This window comes from Streptomyces sp. NPDC013157 (assembly GCF_042899865.1).
In the GTDB taxonomy this organism is placed as follows: Bacteria; Actinomycetota; Actinomycetes; order Streptomycetales; family Streptomycetaceae; genus Streptomyces.
Genome location: NZ_JBIBAK010000021.1, coordinates 147,228 through 163,717, shown reverse-complemented (window position 1 = coordinate 163,717; position 16,490 = coordinate 147,228). Strand labels below are relative to the sequence as shown.

The 16,490-nt window shown below is 72.8% G+C and carries 15 protein-coding genes; 11 read left to right on the top strand and 4 right to left on the bottom strand.

Going from position 1 to position 16,490, the window contains the following annotated elements; all coding sequences use genetic code 11:
* Positions 1–122 precede the first annotated feature (122 nt).
* Entirely contained in the window at positions 123–2,477 is a 2,355-nt protein-coding gene (locus tag ACFY6U_RS44355; protein WP_390047703.1) for a SulP family inorganic anion transporter, read from the bottom strand.
* Between the two features lie 281 nt (positions 2,478–2,758).
* Between ACFY6U_RS44355 and ACFY6U_RS44350 the strand changes: the two genes are divergently transcribed.
* Entirely contained in the window at positions 2,759–4,021 is a 1,263-nt protein-coding gene (locus ACFY6U_RS44350) for a hypothetical protein (RefSeq protein ID WP_390047701.1), read from the top strand.
* A 25-nt stretch (positions 4,022–4,046) separates the two neighbouring features.
* Here ACFY6U_RS44350 and ACFY6U_RS44345 read toward each other — a convergent pair whose 3' ends face one another.
* A complete protein-coding gene (locus ACFY6U_RS44345; RefSeq protein ID WP_390047699.1) occupies positions 4,047–5,027 on the bottom strand; it encodes an ATP-binding protein in 981 nt (326 codons plus the stop codon).
* A gap of 100 nt (positions 5,028–5,127) precedes the next feature.
* Between ACFY6U_RS44345 and ACFY6U_RS44340 the strand changes: the two genes are divergently transcribed.
* Entirely contained in the window at positions 5,128–5,952 is an 825-nt protein-coding gene (locus ACFY6U_RS44340; protein ID WP_390047697.1) for an oxidoreductase, read from the top strand.
* A 390-nt stretch (positions 5,953–6,342) separates the two neighbouring features.
* On the opposite strand, the gene ACFY6U_RS44335 is transcribed toward ACFY6U_RS44340, so the two are convergent.
* Positions 6,343–7,167 (bottom strand): HAD family hydrolase, encoded by an 825-nt coding sequence (locus ACFY6U_RS44335; protein ID WP_390047695.1) that lies wholly within the window; start codon positions 7,165–7,167, stop codon positions 6,343–6,345.
* Between the two features lie 582 nt (positions 7,168–7,749).
* On the opposite strand from ACFY6U_RS44335, the gene ssd reads away from it, so the two are divergent.
* The 7 genes from ssd (at position 7,750) to ACFY6U_RS44300 (ending at position 12,877) form a co-directional block, all read left to right on the top strand.
* Entirely contained in the window at positions 7,750–8,850 is a 1,101-nt protein-coding gene (ssd, locus tag ACFY6U_RS44330) for a septum site-determining protein Ssd (RefSeq protein WP_351498960.1), read from the top strand.
* A complete protein-coding gene (locus tag ACFY6U_RS44325) occupies positions 8,847–10,028 on the top strand; it encodes a TadA family conjugal transfer-associated ATPase (protein WP_390047693.1) in 1,182 nt (393 codons plus the stop codon). Before ssd ends, ACFY6U_RS44325 begins: the two co-directional genes overlap by 4 nt.
* A gap of 52 nt (positions 10,029–10,080) precedes the next feature.
* Positions 10,081–10,941, top strand: a complete 861-nt coding sequence (locus ACFY6U_RS44320; RefSeq protein ID WP_390047691.1) for a type II secretion system F family protein — start codon at positions 10,081–10,083, stop codon at positions 10,939–10,941.
* On the top strand, positions 10,938–11,726 hold the full coding sequence (locus tag ACFY6U_RS44315) for a type II secretion system F family protein (protein ID WP_390047689.1): 789 nt from the start codon (positions 10,938–10,940) through the stop codon (positions 11,724–11,726). Before ACFY6U_RS44320 ends, ACFY6U_RS44315 begins: the two co-directional genes overlap by 4 nt.
* A gap of 65 nt (positions 11,727–11,791) precedes the next feature.
* Positions 11,792–11,980: a DUF4244 domain-containing protein gene (locus ACFY6U_RS44310; protein ID WP_361286157.1), complete on the top strand. Its 189-nt coding sequence runs from the start codon at positions 11,792–11,794 to the stop codon at positions 11,978–11,980.
* Between the two features lie 28 nt (positions 11,981–12,008).
* Complete coding sequence (locus ACFY6U_RS44305) at positions 12,009–12,338, top strand: TadE family type IV pilus minor pilin (protein WP_390047687.1); 330 nt, start codon at positions 12,009–12,011, stop codon at positions 12,336–12,338.
* Positions 12,335–12,877: an Rv3654c family TadE-like protein gene (locus ACFY6U_RS44300; RefSeq protein ID WP_390047685.1), complete on the top strand. Its 543-nt coding sequence runs from the start codon at positions 12,335–12,337 to the stop codon at positions 12,875–12,877. The genes ACFY6U_RS44305 and ACFY6U_RS44300 overlap by 4 nt, the downstream gene beginning before the upstream one ends.
* On the opposite strand, the gene ACFY6U_RS44295 is transcribed toward ACFY6U_RS44300, so the two are convergent.
* Positions 12,843–15,215 (bottom strand): DEAD/DEAH box helicase, encoded by a 2,373-nt coding sequence (locus ACFY6U_RS44295; protein ID WP_390047683.1) that lies wholly within the window; start codon positions 15,213–15,215, stop codon positions 12,843–12,845. The genes ACFY6U_RS44300 and ACFY6U_RS44295 overlap by 35 nt on opposite strands.
* A gap of 162 nt (positions 15,216–15,377) precedes the next feature.
* Between ACFY6U_RS44295 and bldG the strand changes: the two genes are divergently transcribed.
* Positions 15,378–15,719, top strand: coding sequence for an anti-sigma factor antagonist BldG (gene bldG / locus ACFY6U_RS44290; RefSeq protein WP_010986038.1), 342 nt, complete (start codon positions 15,378–15,380; stop codon positions 15,717–15,719).
* A gap of 249 nt (positions 15,720–15,968) precedes the next feature.
* Positions 15,969–16,403: an ATP-binding protein gene (locus tag ACFY6U_RS44285; RefSeq protein WP_390047681.1), complete on the top strand. Its 435-nt coding sequence runs from the start codon at positions 15,969–15,971 to the stop codon at positions 16,401–16,403.
* Positions 16,404–16,490: the final 87 nt, after the last annotated feature.

Below are 16,490 nucleotides of genomic sequence, written 5' to 3'. Positions count from 1 at the left end.
CGGGGTGCGGCGGGGGTGCCGCGGTCGGGTGTGCCGAGCCTGCCGGTCTCCCGTGCACCGTGGCACGCCGGATCCGCCGGTGCCGGCCCGTGCGGCACCGGCAGGCCCGGCGGTCCTCTCGCTCACGCCGGGCTGGGCAGCTCCTCCGTACCGGGTACCCCCTGGAACACCCCTCCCTCTCCGTCCGCACCGCCAACGCTCAGCAGGTACGCCTGCGCCTCGCCCACGTGGAAGTACATCCCGTGCAGCTCCAGCGCGCCCGCCGCCAGCGCCCGCGCCACCGAGTCGTGCGCCCGCAGGTGCTCCAACTGCTGGACGACGTTGGTCAGGCACAGCCGCTCCACCGTGTCCGCCGCCGCGCGCCCGGCCAGCCGGGTCCCCACTCCGCCCTCGTCGGCCAGCCGCGCCAGGCTCGGCAGCCCGTGCCGCAGCCACCGTCCGAGGGGGGTCGCCGCACCCCCGGTCCCGGAGCCGAGCAGCGCCTGCATCGCCCCGCACCCGGAGTGTCCGCACACCGTGATGGACCGCACCTTCAGCACGTCCACCGCGTACTCGATCGCGGCCGCCACCGAGTCGTCGCCGTTCTCCTCACCCGGAAGAGGGACCAGGTTGCCGACGTTGCGGACCACGAACAGGTCACCCGGACCGCTGGAGGTGATCATCGAGGTGACGAGCCGGGAGTCGGCGCAGGTGAGGAAGAGCTGCGACGGCCGCTGCCCCTCGCGCGCCAGCCGGGCCAGCTCCTCCCGCACCAGGGGCGCGGTGTCGCGCTGGAACGCGCTGATCCCGCGGGCGAGTTCATGACCCGCGCCGGCCGATCTCCCGAGCCGGTGCCTGGGACCACCACGGTGGCTCAGGTGCGGCTCGGGGCGGCCGTGCTCCGGCCCGTTGCCGTACTCCGGTGAGCGGACGCCCGCGCGGCAGCCGGTCAGTTCGGCGGAGCCGCCCTGGGCGGTGTGGGCCCGGCGCCAGTCCCGCAGTGACTCGTACGCCGCGTGGTCCATGAACGAGCCGTGCAACTCCACGACGGCGTGGGCGCCTCGGGGCACGAGATGCAGGACTCTGCTGAGCCGGGGCACCGCGAGGAACGTCAGCTGTCCTCTTACGTGTACGTGATGGACTCCTCCCTCTTCTTCGTGGGTGATGCGGGTGCGGGCGAGGCGGTGCAGGGCGACGGCGACGGCCACGCAGACCCCGAGGACCACGCCCTCCAGGACGCCGAGGAGAACCACCCCGAGGGTGGTGACGGCGTAGACCAGCACTTCGCGGTGGCGGGTCACCGTGCGGATGTGGTGCAGGGACACCATCTGGATGCCGACGGCCATCACCAGGGCGGCGAGCGAGGCGAGCGGGATGAGATCCAGGACCGGGACCATCAGCAGCGCGGCGACTACTACGAAAACGCCGTGCAGCATCGTGGAGTTCCGGCTCACGGCACCGGATTTCACATTCGCCGAACTGCGCACCGCCACCCCCGCGACCGGCAGTCCGCCGAGTGCCCCCGACACGACGTTGGCCGCACCCTGGCCGAGCAGCTCCCGGTCCAGGTCGGAGCGGCCGAGCCGGGACTGGGGTCCGGTGCGGCCTGCCACCAGCTTGTCGACGGCGACCGCGCCCAGCAGCGACTGCACGCTGCACACCAGCGTGGTGGTGAGCACGGCGGCGACGATGCCCAGCACCGGCCCCGCGGGCAGTCCTGCCAGGGCATGGCTGCTCCAGGACGGCAGGTCGACCCGGGGCAGGGCGAGACCGGTGAGCGAGGCGGTCGCGGTGGCACCGGCGACGGCGACCAGGGCGGCCGGAACCGTGCCGAGCAGACGGCCCGCTCGGCCCGGGATCCGGGGCCAGCCCAGCAGCAGGGCCAGGGTCAGCGTGCTCATCGCCACGGCGGCCGGGTGCAGGTTCGCCAACTGGGCGGGCAGCGCCCGGACGTTGGCGAGGACTGAGCTCTGCGGGGTGCCGCCGAGGACGATGTGCAGCTGGGCGACGGCGATGGTGACGCCGATGCCGGCGAGCATGCCGTGCACCACCGCCGGGCTCACGGCGAGCGCCGTGCGGGCCACGCGCAGGCAGCCCAGGCCCAGTTGGGCCAGCCCGGCGAGAACGGTGATGCCGCAGGTGGCCCGCCAGCCGTACCGGTGGATCAGGTCGGCGGTGACCACGGTGAGTCCGGCGGCGGGGCCGCTGACCTGGAGCGGGCAGCCGCCGAGCCGTCCGGCGACCAGTCCGCCGACGGCCGCCGCCACCAGGCCGGCCTGGAGCGGGGCGCCCGTGGCGAGGGCGATGCCGAGGGAGAGCGGGAGGGCGATCAGGAACACCGCGACGGACGCGGACAGGTCGGCGCCCGCGAGGGGGAGGCGGCGACGCGGGGGTGAGGGCGGGTGGTGCGGCCGGTCAGTGCCGGTGACGGCGGGGGGAGTTGTGGCTCGGGCGAGGCCGAGGCTCTCGGGGTGGGTGGGTACGCAGGCTGACGACATGTTTCCCGTCTCCTCCGGGGCAGCGCGGTCGCGGATCTGGGCGGGATGAATCAACGTTCAGTAAACGAATCGTAATGCAGAGTAAAGATCAGACATGGATTTACTGCGCAAATGGGGTATGTGCTCACCTCAATGGGTGAAGTGGGCAGTTCATCGGCTTGTCGTATTAATCCCTCTCTCGGTCCTATGCGATCTTGGCCGCGCTGTCGGCAGATACCCGGCACATCGCCATGAAACGCCGTCATCGGCGTTAGCCGAGAGAAGGAAGAAGGTGAGCGGAATTGGCCGCCACCCAGAGGATTGCGGTCGGTGCCGTGGCCGCCGCGGCCTGTGCCGCGTCGGTCGCCGGTTGCGCGACCGGTACCAACTCCGAACAAGGGGCGTCCGGACCGCAGAAGGGAGCGCCGGCGCCCCAGAGCGTGGTCCGTCTGATCGGCGACGGGTCCACCGCCTACACCGGGGCGCAGCCGCATCTGCCCCGGCCCGAGCGGCTCAAGGCCGGTGAGAAGCCCCCGCAGTTCGTGGTGTTCTCCTGGGACGGCGCGGGCGAGGACAGCCAGAAGCTGTTCTCGCACTTCCGCAAGGTCGCCAAGGACAACCACGCGAACATGACGTTCTTCCTCAGTGGCGTCTACATGCTGCCCGAGGAGAAACGCGACCTCTACCGGCCCCCGCAGCACTCGCCCGGCAGCTCCGAGATCGGCTTCAACGACGAGCAGGGCATCACCGACACGGTCAGACAGCTACGGCTGGCCTGGCTGGAGGGCAACGAGATCGGCACCCACTTCAACGGGCACTTCTGCGGCCCCGACGGCGGGGTCGGCGAGTGGTCGGTGGCCGAGTGGAAGAGCGAGATCGCCCAGGCCAAGCAGTTCGTGAAGACCTGGAAGACCAACACCGGCATGAAGAACGCCGCACCGCTGCCCTTCGACTACGACAAGGAGCTCATCGGCGCCCGCACCCCCTGCCTGGAGGGGCAGAAGAACTTCGTGAAGGCGGCGAGCCAGCTGGGCTTCCGCTACGACACCAGCGGTGTCAACGACCAGATCTGGCCCAAGAAGAGAGAAGGGCTGTGGGACCTGTCCATGCAGCTCGTCCCCTTCCCCGGCCACACCTACGAGCAGCTGACCATGGACTACAACTTCATGGTCAACCAGTCCGGCACGTCGACCCAGGGTGACCCCGACAAGTACGACTACTGGGGCGACCAGATGCGCGACGGGCTGCTCCAGGGCTTCAACCGGGCCTACAACGGCAACCGCGCACCGCTCGTGATCGGCAACCACTTCGAGTCCTGGAACGGCGGCACCTACATGCGTGCCCTCGACGACGTCGTCCAGAACGTCTGCAACAAGCCCGAAGTGCGCTGCGTCTCCTTCCATCAGCTGGCCGACTGGCTGGACGCCCAGGACCCGCAGGTACTGGCGAGGCTGCGGACCCTGAACGTGGGTGAGGCTCCGCGGCAGGGCTGGGAGTCCTTCCTCTCCGGCCGTCCTGCCCCGGCACCGAAGGGGGTGCCCGGGGCGCCGGCCGTCAAGTCGTAGGCGCAGGGCCGGAGTCGGCCGCCCTTCAGGCAGGGGCGGCCACTCCCTCGCCGAGCACGAAGCCGGGGTCGATCTGCGCCGCCAGGTCGGTCCCGGTGCGCTCGTTGCCCCACGACAGGGCGTTCTTCAGGTGGAAGTGGACCATCTGCCGGGTGTAGCGCTCCCAGTCCCGCAGCTCGTACGTCGCGTCGGTGGCCACCTTGAGGGCGCGCAGGGCGCGGGAGTTGGCGTTCTCCAGGAGCTCGAACCGGGGCGGGCGGCCCTTCTCCATGGCGCGCACCCAGTCCGAGTGGCCGACCGTGACCAGCAGGTCGTCCCCGACCTCCGAGCGCAGGAAGTCGATGTCCTCCTGCCCCTGCACCTTGTTGCCGACGACCTTGAGGACGACGCCGAAGTCCCGGGCGTACTCCTTGTACTGGCGGTAGACGGAGACCCCCTTCCGGGTCGGCTCGGCGACGAGGAACGTGATGTCGAAGCGGGTGAACATGCCGGAGGCGAAGGAGTCCGAGCCCGCCGTCATGTCCACCACGACGTACTCGTCGGGGCCGTCGGCGAGGTGGTTCAGGAACAGCTCCACCGCTCCCGTCTTGGAGTGGTAGCAGGAGACCCCCAGGTCGGCGTCCGTGAACGGCCCGGTGACCATCAAACGGACGGCGCCGCCGTCGAGTTCCACCGGCCGCGCGCAGGCGTCGTAGACCGGATTGGGCTCCCGCACCCGGACCAGCCGCGACCCCTCGCCGGGCGGAGTGGTCTTGATCATGGTCGCGGCGGAGGCGATGCGCGGGTTGTGTCCGCGCAGGTAGTCCTTGATCAGGGAGAGCCGCTCGCCCATCGCGGGCAGTGCCTCCGCCTCCGTCTCGTCGAGGCCGAGCGCGGTGCCCAGATGCTGGTTGATGTCGGCGTCGACGGCGACGACCGGTGCGCCGGCGGCCGCGAGGTGGCGGATGAACAGGGAGGAGAGCGTGGTCTTGCCGCTGCCGCCCTTTCCGACGAAAGCAATTTTCATGTTCACGAAGGGTAGTCGGTTGGTAGCTTTGCGTGGCACATGGAGTGAAGAAGACCACTCCTTCGTGGAGCCTCGGGGCGGGGTGCGTACTGTCGTACTCATGAGTACGACAGGTGCGACCGCCGATCCGCTCGCGGCCCTGGGCTCGCTGCCCGGGGTGGCCGAGTCCGTGGAGTCCGTGCGCAAGGCCGTGGACCGGGTCTACGGGCACCGGGTCATGCGGCGCCGGAGCAACGCCGTCACTTCGGAGGCCGCGCTGCGGGCCGCCCGGGGCAGCGCCGCGCTGTCCGGTGCCGACTGGGCGCTGGAGGAGGTGCGGCGGCGCTCCGACTTCGGTGTGGACGACGACGCGCGCGTGGTCGGGGCGGCCCTGCGGCTGACCGCGGAGGCGGGCCAGCTGCTGTCGATCTGGCGGCAGTCGCCGCTGCGGGTGCTGGCCCGGCTGCACCTGGTGGCGGCCGCGACGGGCGGCGACGAGGTCGGCAGGCCGCGCCGGGCCGGCGAGGGCGTCGACGAGCCGCTGGTGGAACTGGAGCTGCCGGACGCCGGCGAGGTGTCGGGGCGCCTGGAGGGGCTCTGTGAACTGATCGTCGCGGGGAGTGAGGCGCCCGCGCTGGTGACGGCCGCCGTGGTGCACGGCGAGTTGCTCGCGCTGCGGCCCTTCACCTCGTGCAACGGGCTGGTCGCCCGCGCGGCCGAGCGGATCGTGCTGATCGGCAGCGGCCTCGACCCCAAGGCGATCTGCCCCGCGGAGGTCGGCCACGCCGAACTGGGCCGTGCCTCCTACATGGCGGCGCTGGACGGCTATGTCTCCGGCACTCCGGAAGGGATGGCGGCCTGGATCGCGCACTGCGGGCGCGCGGTCGAGCTCGGCGTGCGCGAGTCGACGGCGGTCTGCGAGGCGCTGCAGCGCGGGGCGGCGTAGAGCCCGGGCGAGGAGCGGCGGAGGTCCCGGGGAAAGGGTTGCGGCGGTACGAGTTCTCGTACCGCCGCTGGCATGTTCACCGGGTTACCAAGCGTCCTCGATATGTCGCCCATCAGGTCGGGTACTTTGCCCGTCACCTGGTGCGGCTGGCCCGTAATCGACGGGTCGACGTCGCGTGGGTGCTCAGTGTCCATGCTGGGTCCGTGGGGCCAAATGCGTTTTAAAGGTGATCCTCGCGGATGTCCTTCGGTCTCGCGGGCCGCTAACCCCTTTGTACTGCAAGCCCGGAGCAAGCGGAAGTCCTGCCTACGGTTCTTTACTTTTAGGTTCAAAGACGTACCAAAGGGGCGCCTACCGGCCGAACGGGTGAATGGGGCCGGGGTGGCCGGTTCAGGCGACCGTGCTCCGGCGCCGGCTCGCGTACCAGACCAGGCCGGCGGTGGCGGCCGCCGCGCCTATGGCCGCCGCGGCGACCAGGGCCGGGCGCGGGGGTGCGGAGATCCGCTGCTTGAGCCGTACCGGCCGGTTGAAGTTCAGGATCGGCCACCCGCGGGCGAGGGCCTCGCGGCGCAGCGCGCGGTCCGGGTTCACGGCGTGCGGATGCCCGACGGCCTGGAGCATCGGCACGTCGGTCGCCGAGTCGCTGTAGGCGTAGCTGCGGTCGAGGTCGTACCCCTCGGAGGCGGCCAGCTCCCGGACGGCCTCGGCCTTGGTCGGCCCGTACGCGTAGTACTCCACCTCGCCCGTGTAGCAGCCGTCGTCGCCGACGACCATGCGGGTGGCCACCACCCGGTCGGCGCCGAGGAGCGCGCCGATCGGCTCGACCACCTCGGCGCCCGAGGTGGAGACGATGACGACGTCCCGGCCGGCCCTGTGGTGTTCCTCGATGAGGGAGGCGGCCTCGTCGTAGATGATCGGGTCGATCAGGTCGTGCAGGGTCTCGGCGACGATCTCCTTGACCTGCTGGACATTCCAGCCACGGACGAGACCGGACAGGTACGCGCGCGTGCGCTCCATCTGGTCGTGGTCCATACCGCCGACCAGGAACACGAACTGGGAGTACGCGTTGCGCAGCGCCGCCCTGCGGTTGATCAGACCGCCTTGGTAGAACGACTTGCTGAACGTGAGCGTGCTCGACTTCGCAATGACCGTCTTGTCCAGGTCGAAGAAGGCTGCTGTGCGGGGCAAGGAGTGGCTTTCCACGCCCCTGAGCATAGGCGCCCACCATTCGGCGTAAGGTGGGGCGCGTGGGTTTGCCTGAGAGGGCTCTCGGGTACACCATGGAAGTCACGGATCGTTCGCGACCGTGCTAACCCGGTCCGGCTCCTCCCCCCCCGAGTCGGCCGTGGAGACGACCCCCACTCTCCCCCCCGGTGGGGGTCGTCGCATGTCCGGACGGGTTTTTCCTCCTCTCTCGCGGGCCGTGAGGCCTTGGTCGGGCGGCTTCGCCCGTCTTCTCGCCTGCCCATGATCCGTCACTGCGGGTAGTCGTAGCGCTGCGCTGTGGAAGTCGCACAGAGCCCAGAACGGGCCTCACCGGTAAGGGTGACGGCGATATTCACAACCATCGAGTTGTCCACAGTTTTGGACCAAGATCCACACGATTTCCGGGTTCGCTGCACCGTGATTCCAGCGCGCTCCGGCGGCGGCTAGTTCATGGCCGGTTCCGTTTGTCGGACGCCATGGGCCGGTTTCTGCCGGCCGTGCATATGGAGCCGCTTGCCGGTTCTTCACACGTTTGGGAATCGCGTGGCCGCAGGGGCCATGCGGGAGAACGCAGCCAAGGGGGAAGCTCACGTGGCCGGAACTGTCACCCAGGACCCGCCGTCCGCCGCCTCGGGACGGCCCGGACGCCCGATGATCGTCACCGAGGACGCCGAACTCCTCGACGACCTGTTGCGCCTGTGCGCGGCGGCCGGTGCCAAACCTGAGGTCCACCACGGTCCGCCGGAACGCGGCGGCGGCTGGGAGTCCGCCCCGCTCGTCCTGGTCGGCGACGACGCCGCACGACGGGTGCGCGGGGCCGCCCGCCGACGCGGGGTGGTGCTGGTGGGCCTCGACCAGGACGACCCCGACGTGTGGAAACGGGCCGTGGAGATCGGCGCGGACCATGTCCTGATGCTGCCCGACGGCGAGCAGTGGCTCGTGGACCGGATCGCCGACGTCGTCGAGGGCGTGGGCCGCCCGGCCCTCACCGTCGGCGTCATCGGCGGCCGGGGCGGGGCCGGCGCCTCCACGCTGGCCTGCGCCCTCGCCGTCACCTCCGCGCGGGAGGGACTGCGCACCCTGCTCGTGGACGCGGATCCGCTGGGCGGCGGAATCGACGTACTCCTCGGCGGTGAGACCGCCGAGGGTCTGCGCTGGCCCGCCTTCGCCGCCTCGCGCGGCCGGCTCGGCAGCGGCGCCCTGGAGGAGTCCCTGCCCGAGCTGCACTCGCTACGGATCCTCAGCTGGGACCGCGGCGACTGCGTGGCGATCCCGCCACCTGCCGTCCGCGCGGTGCTCGCCGCCGCCCGGCGGCGCGGCGGCACGGTCGTCGTCGACCTGCCGCGCCGCCTGGACGACGAGGTCGCCGAGGTCCTCACCCAGCTCGACCTCGCCGTCCTGGTGGTCCCCGCCGAACTCCGCGCCCTCGCCGCGGCCGGACGGGTGGCGGCCACCGTCGGCATGGTCGTGCGCGACCTCAGGGTGGCGGTACGGGGGCCGTACCCGCCGGGACTGGACGACCGCGAGGTGGCCCGGCTGCTCGGCCTGCCGCTGGCCGGCGAGGTACCGGCCGAACCAGGCCTGTCCCGCCCCGACCGGAAACCGCCGGGGTCCGTCGCACGCGGACCGCTGGCCCGCTTCTGCAAGGGCTTCTGGGAGCGCACGCTCGTCGAGGCGGGCGGTGTCGCATGAGGCCCGGCACCACGGGCGCGGACGGCCCGGCCCTGCTCGACGGGGTACGGCGCTGGCTCGCCGAGAGCGGCGCCGAACCGACACCCGCGCGGGTGGCACAGGCCCTGCGCGCCCAGGGGCGGGTCCTGGGCGACGCGGAAGTTCTCGGCGCGGCCGAACGACTGCGCTCCGAACTGGTCGGCAGCGGCCCCCTGGAGCCGCTGCTCGCCGACCCCACCGTCACCGACGTCCTGGTCACCGCACCGGACCGGGTCTGGGTGGACCGCGGCGGCGGCCTGGAACTCACCCCGGTCGCCTTCCCGGACGCGGCGGCGGTACGGCGCCTCGCGCAGCGGCTGTCCGCGGTGGCCGGCCGGCGCCTGGACGACGCGCGTCCCTGGGCGGACGCCCGGCTGCCCGACGGTACCCGCCTGCACGCGGTCCTGCCTCCGGTGGCCGTCGGCTGCACCTGCCTGTCCCTGCGGGTGGTCCGTCCGCGGGCGTTCACCCTCGGCGAACTCGTCGCGGCCGGGACCGTGCCCCCGGGCGGCGACCGGATCCTGCGGGCCCTCATCGCGGCCCGGCTCTCCTTCCTGGTCAGCGGCGGCACGGGTACCGGAAAGACGACCCTCCTCAGTGCCCTGCTCGGTCTGGTCGGCCCGGGCGAGCGGATCGTGCTCGCCGAGGACTCGGCGGAGCTCAGGCCCGAACACCCGCACGTCGTACGGCTGGAGACCAGACCCGCCAACCAGGAGGGCGCCGGCCTCGTCACCCTGGAGGACCTGGTCCGGCAGGCCCTGCGGATGCGGCCCGACCGGCTCGTCGTCGGCGAGGTCCGCGGGCCCGAGGTGGTCCATTTGCTGGCCGCCCTCAACACCGGCCACGAGGGCGGCTGCGGCACCGTGCACGCCAACGCGGCCGCGGACGTACCGGCCCGCCTGGAGGCCCTCGGCACGGCCGCCGGGCTCGACCGGGCCGCCCTGCACAGCCAGCTCGCTGCCGCGCTGTCGGTGGTGCTGCACCTCGTACGGGACCGCGCGGGCCGGCGGCGGATCGCCGAGGTGCACGTCCTGGAGCGGGACTCCTCCGGGCTGGTGCGGACGGTGCCGGCGCTGCGCTGGGACGCGACGGCGTTCGCGCGGGAGCAGGGGTGGGAGCGGCTGCGGGAGTTGCTGCGCGGTGACGCGGGTGAGCCGTGAGCTCCGGTCCGAAGTGACGACAGTGATCCATGACTTGAAAGGGGTGCGTGTGATGGGTGAGACGACGATCGGTGCGGCCGTGGTGTGCGGTGGGGTGATGGCCTGGCTGCTGGCCGAGCGGCAGCGTGAGGTGCGGCGGACGCGGCAACTGCTGGCCTGCGGCGGGGTGGTGACCACCGGCCCACCCTCCTGGGAGCAGGCGCTCGGCGAACTACGGCGGCTGCGCGGCCGTTGGCGGGGGGAGTGGTGGGCCCTGGCCGCCGGCGTCGCGCTCGCCCTCCTTGCCGCCTCGGTCCTTCCGGTCGTCGCGGGAACGGCCGGGGTGCCGGTGCTGCGCCGGGTGCGGCTGGCCCGCCAGGCGCGGCGGACCCGGCAGGCGCGCGCCGATGCGGTGATCGCGTTGTGCGGGGCGCTCGCCGGTGAGGTCCGCGCGGGACGGCAGCCGGGTGAGGCGCTGCTGCGGGCCGCACGGGACTCCGGCGGGCTCGGTGAGGCCCGGCCGGCCGTGGTCGCGGCGGCACGCTTCGGCGGGGACGTGCCGGGTGCGCTGGCGCTGGCGGCGCGGCAGCCCGGCGCCGACGGCCTGCTGGGGCTCGCGGCCTGCTGGCGGGTGGCGGTCGACCAGGGCGCCGGACTCGCGGCCGGCCTCGACCGCCTGGACGCCGCCCTGCGCGCCGAACGCGACCAACGCTCCGACCTGCGGGCCCAGTTGTCGGGCGCCCGGGCCACCGCGGTGATGCTCGCCGCGCTGCCCGCCCTCGGCCTCCTGCTCGGCTCGGCCATGGGCGCCGACCCGCTGCGGGTGCTGCTGCACACCGGGGCCGGCCTGGGCTGCCTGGCCGTCGGCGCGGTGTTCGAGGGAGCCGGGATGTGGTGGGCGGCCCGGATCGTGCGGGGAGCTGAGGCGGCGTGAGCGCGGAGGTTGTCCACAGGCTGGGGGCGACGGTCGTGGTGCTGGCGGCCGTGGGCTGGCCGGCATGGCGGCTGGAGCGGGCCAGGCGCAGGCGCTGGGCCCGGCGGAAGGTGGCCGAACTGCTCGGGCTGGAGAGGCTGGAGCAAGCGGAGAGGCACTCCGCCGTCGGCGGTGCCGTCCGCAGGTGGCTGCCGCTCGGCGGGGTGGTGTGCGGCGGCTGGGTGCTGGTCGGCGGGGTCGTCGGGGCGCTGCTGGGGCTGGGCGTCGCGGTGGGGCTGTGGCGGTGGCGGAGCCGGGCGGGCGACGGAGACCGGGCGGTCGAGGCGGAGGCGGCCGAGGCCACGCGCCAACTCCCGCTCGCCGCCGACCTCCTGGCGGCCTGCATCGCTGCCGGGGCCGGTCCGGTGGTCGCGGCCCAGGCTGTCGGAGAGGCCCTCGGCGGACCCGTCGGCGAGGGGCTGGCGCGGGGCGCGGCGGAGGTGCGGCTGGGCGGCGAACCGGCAGCCGCCTGGCGGCGGTTGGCCGGACTGCCGGGTGCCGCCGCCCTGGCCCGGCTGCTGGAACGCGCGGACGAGTCGGGGATGCCGGCGGCCGCGCCCGTCGCCCGCCTCGCCTCGGACGCCCGGGCCGAGTGGGCAAGGAGCGCGACCGCGCGGGCACGACGGGCCGCGGTGCTGATCTCGGCGCCGGTGGGGCTGTGCTTCCTGCCCGCGTTCATCGCGGTCGGTGTACTGCCCGTCGTGATCGGACTCGCGGGCGGGGTCCTGAGAGGGGGTGGTGGATGAAAGGCGCGATAGCGGGCCGCGGACAGGAACCGAACTCAAATCCAAGCGAATCAAAGGAAGTCGAAATGCGCGAGATGTGCTGGAAGATGTGGAAGCTCGTACGCCGGGACGCCGGAATGGTCACCTCCGAGTACGCAATGGGGATCATCGCCGCCGTCGGGTTCGCGGCGGTCCTCTACGCGGTCGTGACGAGCGGGCAGGTCAGCGCGGAGCTCCAGGCCATCGTGAAACGAGCCCTCAGTGCGCGGATGTGAGCGCGGGCGCGGGGCGGACCGGGGGTTCGTGACCGCGGAGGCGGCAGTGGTGCTGCCGGTGCTGGTGGCGTTCACGATGGCGCTGGTGTGGGGGCTGCTCGTGGTGGCCACCCAGATCCGGTGCGTGGACGCCGCCCGCACCGGGGCCCGGGCCGCGGCGCGGCAGGACGCCGAGGACGCGGTGATCGCGGTGGCGAAGGAGGCGGCGCCGGACGGGGCGGCGGTGACGGTGGGCCGCGAGGGCGACGAGGTACGGGTGACGGTGGTGGCGAGGCCGCCGGTGCTGGGCGCGTTGCCGTTCGAGGTACGGGAGTCGGCGGTCGCCTTGGCGGAGGGGCCGACGGAGGCCGGGCCGTGAGGGGGCGTGCGGTGGTCGGGTGGCTGCCGCTGCGTGGGGGCTGGTCGCGCAGTTCCCCGCGCCCCTTCGGGGCGCGCTTCGGCGGGGCGCGTGATCAGGGCTCTGCCACTGTGTGGAGCGTCGGGGCGATCGCCGTGCTGTGCGTGGCGTTCGGGGTTGTGCTCGGGCTGGGGCAGGCCGTGGTCGTCCGGCATCGGGCGGCGGGCGGCGCCGACTTGGCCGCCCTCGCCGCGGCGGACCACTGGGCCGAAGGCAGGACAGCCGCCTGCGCCCTGGCGGACCGTGTGGCACGGGCACAGGGCACGCGGCTGGCGCGGTGTGTGATCGTCGGTGACGTCTCGGATGTCTCGGCGGCCTCGGTCGGCGGGCCGTTCACGGCAGAGGTCCGGGCCAGAGCCGGTTCTGCTGCAACGAGCCCCTGGCAACGCGCCCCGAAGGGGCGCTGGGGGCACCCCCGGCCGAAGGCTGGGGGAGGAACTGCGCGACCAGCCCGCGGCCGAACGACTACCCCGCCGGCGCCCCCCTCAACAGCACCGTGAGGAGTCGCACCGCCCCCCGCTTGTGCAACGGCTCGTTCCCGTTCCCGCACTTGGGCGACTGGATGCAGGACGGGCACCCGGCCTCGCACTCGCACGCGGCGATCGCCTCCCGGGTGGCCGTCAGCCAGGTGCGGGCGGTGTGGAAGGCGCGTTCCGCGAAGCCGGCGCCGCCGGGGTGGCCGTCGTAGACGAAGACGGTCGGCAGGAGCGTGTCGGGGTGCAGCGGGATCGACACGCCGCCGATGTCCCAGCGGTCGCAGGTCGCGAAGAGCGGGAGCAGGCCGATGGAGGCGTGCTCGGCGGCGTGCAGGGCGCCGCCGAGGATCTCGGGGTTGATCCGGGCCTCGTCGAGCTGGTCCTCGGTGACGGTCCACCACACCGCACGGGTGCGCAGGGTGCGAGGAGGGAGGTCGAGTTTCGTCTCACCCAGCACTTCGCCGGTGATGAGCCGGCGGCGCAGGTAGGAGACCACCTGGTTGGTGACCTCGACGGAGCCGTAGCAGAGGCGGCCGTCGCCCCAGGGGATCTCGGTGTCGGTCTCCAGGACGGAGATGGCCGTGGTGTCGCGGGCGACCGTGGAGTACGGCGGCTCGGCCTGCTCGACCAGGGCCACCGAGTCCTCCAGGTCGAGGGAGCGTACGAGGTAGGTGCGGCCCTGGTGGAGGTGGACCGCGCCCTCGTGGACCGTGGAGTGCGCGGCGCTCGCGTCCACCGTGCCCAGCAGGCGTCCCGTGCCCGTCTCGACGACCTGCACCGGGCGGCCGCCCTCGCCGCGGATGTCGGTCAGCTCGGCGGCCCGCTCCCGGCGGGTCCAGTGCCAGGCCTTCGTCCGGCGGCGCAGCAGCTTCGCGGCCTCCAGCTGCGGCAGCAGCTCCTTGCAGGCGGGGCCGAAGAGGTCGAGGTCGTCGTCGGTGAGCGGGATCTCGGCCGCGGCGGCGCACAGGTGGGGCGCGAGGACGTACGGGTTGTCGGGGTCGAGGACGGTCGATTCCACCGGTTGGTCGAACAGGGCCTCGGGATGATGGACGAGGAAGGTGTCCAGCGGGTCGTCGCGGGCGACCAGGACCGCGAGGGCACCCTGTCCGGCGCGGCCCGCCCGGCCCGCCTGCTGCCACACAGAGGCCCTCGTGCCGGGGTACCCGGCGATCAGTACGGCGTCCAGCCCGGAGACGTCCACGCCCAGCTCCAGGGCCGTTGTGGCGGCAAGTCCGAGGAGTTCCCCGGAGTGCAGCGCGCGTTCCAGGGCGCGCCGCTCCTCCGGGAGGTAGCCGCCCCGGTAGGCCGCGACACGCCGGGCGAGGGAACGGTCCACCTCGGCCAGCCGTTCCTGGGTGATGACGGAGATCAGCTCCGCGCCGCGTCTGGAGCGCACGAAGGCGACCGAGCGCACGCCCTGCACGGCGAGGTCGGTCAGCAGGTCGGCGGTCTCGGCGGTGGCCGTACGGCGGACGGGGGCGCCCTTCTCGCCGTGCAGCTCGGTCAGCGGCGGCTCCCAGAGGGCGAACACCAGCTCGCCGCGCGGGGAGGCGTCGTCGGCGATCTCCACGACCGGCAGGCCGGTGAGGCGGCCGGCGGCCACGGCCGGCTCGGCGGCCGTCGCGGAGGCGAGCAGGAAGACCGGGGAGGCGCCGTAGCGGGCGCACAGGCGGCGCAGCCGGCGCAGCACCTGGGCGACGTGCGAGCCGAAGACGCCCCGGTAGGTGTGGCACTCGTCGACCACGACGTACTTCAGCGACTTCAGGAAGGAGGACCAGCGGGCGTGCCCGGGCAGGATCCCGCGATGCAGCATGTCGGGGTTGGTGAGCACGTAGTTGGCGTACTGGCGGATCCACTCCCGTTCCTCGTACGGGGTGTCGCCGTCGTACACCGCGGGGCGCACCGAGTTTCCCAGGGGTTGTGAAAGTTCCTTCACGGCACGGCACTGGTCGGCCGCGAGCGCCTTGGTGGGCGCCAGGTAGAGGGCGGTGGCGCCGCGGCCGTTGGCGGCCTCGGAGCCCTCCAGGAGGGTGGACAGGACCGGTACGAGGTAGGCCAGGGACTTGCCGGAGGCGGTGCCGGTGGCCACCACCACCGAGTCGCCGTCCAGGGCGTGCTCGGCGGCCAGCGCCTGGTGCTCCCAGGGATGCTCGATGCCGCACTCCTGCACGGCCGCGACGACCTCCGAACGAATCCGGTCAGGCCAGACGGCATGCCGACCCGCACGCGGGGGCAAGTGCTCCGTATGAGTGATGCGCGAAGCCCGGCTCGGCCCGGAGGCGAGCCGGTCCAGGACCGTGCCCGGAGAGAACCCGGACCCGGCCGGAACCGGCGGTCGATCGGATCGGTGATTTATGGCCATCGGGACCGAGTGTGTCACTGGCATGGCGGACAATGGGGCCAAGGCGTCGTGCACGCCTGCCGTAAGTGATTGAATGCCATCGCGGCTGGCGAACCGTCCCGGGGGCCGCAAGCCGAGGTGTCCCAAGGGGCGACCGCTCGATAGCAAGGTGCTGGAGGATCCGTGGACCTGTCCCTGTCGACTCGTACAGTCGGCGATCGTACGGTCGTCGAGGTCGGTGGCGAAATCGACGTATATACCGCGCCCAAGCTGCGCGAGCAGCTGGTCGAGCTGGTGAACGACGGGAATTTCCACCTCGTCGTCGACATGGAGGGCGTGGACTTCCTCGACTCCACCGGGCTCGGCGTGCTGGTCGGCGGCCTGAAGCGGGTGCGTGCCCATGAGGGCTCGCTGCGCCTGGTCTGCAACCAGGAGCGCATTCTGAAGATCTTCCGTATCACCGGCCTCACCAAGGTGTTCCCGATCCACACCTCGGTCGAGGAAGCGGTGGCGGCCACCGACTGACCCCGGGCCGGCCGACGTACCCCGGACCGCCGATCGGTCCGTGCCGTCCGGCCGGCCCTCGGCACGGGCCCGTACGCGTCATGCGCCGTACGGACGTCCGTGCCAACCCCCGCCCGTTCGGGCCCGCGTGCCCGTTCCGGCAGCCGTGTACGGGCCGCAGTGCCCGCGGCGGACGCAATTCATCGGGGGGTTCCGGGTTCTTCGGCTGCCCGGCCCCTCACCGCACGCCCGTAGTTCCGAGGGGGACGTATGGCCACCGTTGAACTCCGCTTCAGCGCGCTGCCCGAGCACGTCCGCACCGCCCGACTGGTGGCGGCGGCGGTGGCGCGCAGGGCCGGAGTGGACGAGGCCGTCCTGGACGAGGTCCGGCTGGCCGTCGGCGAGGCCTGTTCCCGTGCCGTGGGCCTGCACCAGGCCGCCGGCATCACCGAGCCGGTGCGGGTGGCGCTGGTCGAGGAGGAGAAACAGTTCTCCATCGAGGTCGGCGACGAGGCACCCCGTTCCGTTCCCGGCGACCGGGCGTCCGGTGGCGCGGCGGACGCGGACGTGGAGACCGAGGAGGACGAGATGGGCCTCGCGGTCATCAGCGGCCTCGTGGACGACGTGGAGGTCACGGCAGGGGAGCACGGCGGGCTGATCCGCATGACCTGGCCGACGACCCCGCCCGGAGTCGCGCTCACCTGAGAGCCCCCCACGCGCTCATCCTGTACGTGTGCCGAAGGGCCCCCTGAGTGGGGCCCTTCGGCATGTCCGCACGTCCGCCGCCCGTAT

What these genes read in the sequence shown, in the direction of transcription:
- ACFY6U_RS44355 (WP_390047703.1), bottom strand. Translation starts at nt 2,477, where the DNA reads ATGTCGTCAGCCTGCGTACCCACCCACCCCGAGAGCCTCGGCCTCGCC.
- ACFY6U_RS44345 (WP_390047699.1), bottom strand. Translation starts at nt 5,027, where the DNA reads ATGAAAATTGCTTTCGTCGGAAAGGGCGGCAGCGGCAAGACCACGCTC.
- ACFY6U_RS44340 (WP_390047697.1), top strand. Translation starts at nt 5,128, where the DNA reads ATGAGTACGACAGGTGCGACCGCCGATCCGCTCGCGGCCCTGGGCTCG.
- ACFY6U_RS44335 (WP_390047695.1), bottom strand. Translation starts at nt 7,167, where the DNA reads ATGCTCAGGGGCGTGGAAAGCCACTCCTTGCCCCGCACAGCAGCCTTC.
- ACFY6U_RS44325 (WP_390047693.1), top strand. Translation starts at nt 8,847, where the DNA reads ATGAGGCCCGGCACCACGGGCGCGGACGGCCCGGCCCTGCTCGACGGG.
- ACFY6U_RS44320 (WP_390047691.1), top strand. Translation starts at nt 10,081, where the DNA reads ATGGGTGAGACGACGATCGGTGCGGCCGTGGTGTGCGGTGGGGTGATG.
- ACFY6U_RS44310 (WP_361286157.1), top strand. Translation starts at nt 11,792, where the DNA reads ATGCGCGAGATGTGCTGGAAGATGTGGAAGCTCGTACGCCGGGACGCC.
- ACFY6U_RS44295 (WP_390047683.1), bottom strand. Translation starts at nt 15,215, where the DNA reads ATGGCCATAAATCACCGATCCGATCGACCGCCGGTTCCGGCCGGGTCC.
- ACFY6U_RS44285 (WP_390047681.1), top strand. Translation starts at nt 15,969, where the DNA reads ATGGCCACCGTTGAACTCCGCTTCAGCGCGCTGCCCGAGCACGTCCGC.